The organism is Streptomyces sp. UNOC14_S4, from assembly GCF_020740835.1.
GTDB lineage: Bacteria > Actinomycetota > Actinomycetes > Streptomycetales > Streptomycetaceae > Streptomyces.
Window position 1 is genome coordinate 1 of record NZ_JAINFC010000929.1, and the last position, 1297, is coordinate 1297.

At 71.9% G+C, this 1297-nt stretch carries 1 protein-coding gene; it reads right to left on the reverse strand.

Annotated elements, in window-relative coordinates; all coding sequences use genetic code 11:
* Nucleotides 1-265 precede the first annotated feature (265 nt).
* Nucleotides 266-1297 (reverse strand): UDP-N-acetylmuramate dehydrogenase (locus K6I34_RS37095; RefSeq protein WP_229332410.1); only part of this gene is annotated, 1032 nt, incomplete at its 5' end.

The following is a 1297-nucleotide window of genomic DNA, read 5'->3' on the forward strand; positions in this document are numbered from 1 at the left end:
CGCTACGCATACAAGAGCCTGCGCGTGGACCGACGCACCTACAAAGCCACCATCAGCATCGACATCCTGTTGACAGGGCCCATCAGCCCATAACTTCACGGCCTTGCCCTTTAGGGGCGCGGGGAACTGCGCGAGCAACCAGCGACGGCCCGCAGCCGCCGGACGGACAGGGGCGACCGAGCTCGTGGGCGGCTTTTAGGGGCGCGGGGCTGTGACATTGTGCGGCTCCGGGGTCCGGGGGCGGAGCCCCCGGCTGGAGGGGTGGCTAGAAAGCCACCCCCACCGTCACCGGCTCGTTGACGAGGGTCACCCCGAACGCGGCGTGAACGCCGTCACGGACTTCGCGCGCCAGTGCGAGAAGGTCTTCCGTCGTGGCGGAACCCCGGTTGGTCAGGGCAAGCGTGTGCTTGGTCGAGATGCGGGCGGGCCCGTCCCCGTACCCCTTCGTGTAGCCCGCCTTGTCGATCAGCCAGGCGGCGGACGTCTTCGTGTACCCGTCCCCCGCCGGGTAGGCGGGCGGCACGACGTCCTCGCCGAGCCGCTCGGCCACGCGTGCGAGGAAGCGCCCGTACTCCTCCTCCGTGAGGATCGGGTTGGTGAAGAAGGAGCCCGCGGACCACGTGTCGTGGTCCTCCGGGTCGAGCACCATGCCCTTGCCGCCGCGCAGCTTCAGCACGGTGGCGCGGGCCTGGGCGGCCGGGACCCGGTCGCCGACCTCGACGCCGAGCGCGCGGGCGGTCTCGGCGTACTTCACGGGCGCGGAGAGCCCGCCCGCGTCCTCCAGCCGGAAGCGGACGCGGAGGACGACGTGGCGGGCGGGGTCCTGCTTGAAGCGGCTGTGCCGGTAGGAGAAGGCGCACTCCTCGTTGGTGAGGGTGACGACCTCGTCGGCCTGCCGGTCGTAGGCGACGACCTCGGTGATCGTGGAGGAGACCTCCTGGCCGTACGCGCCGACGTTCTGGATCGGGGTGGCACCGGCGGAGCCGGGGATGCCGGCGAGGCACTCGACACCGGCGAACCCGGCCTCGACGGTGCGGGCGACGGCGTCGGACCAGTTCTCGCCCGCGGCGAGCTCCAGGTCGGCGCCGTCGAGGGTGAAGCCGGTGGTGGCGATGCGCAGGGCGGTGCCCTCGAAGCCCTTGTCGGAGATGACCAGGTTGCTGCCGCCACCGATGACCAGCAGCGGGGTGCCGGTCGCGTCGGCTTCGCGGACGGCCGCGATCACCTCGTCGTCTGTGGTGGCGGTGACCAGGCGGGTGGCGGGGCCGCCCAGCCGGAAGGTGGTCAGGGGGGCGAG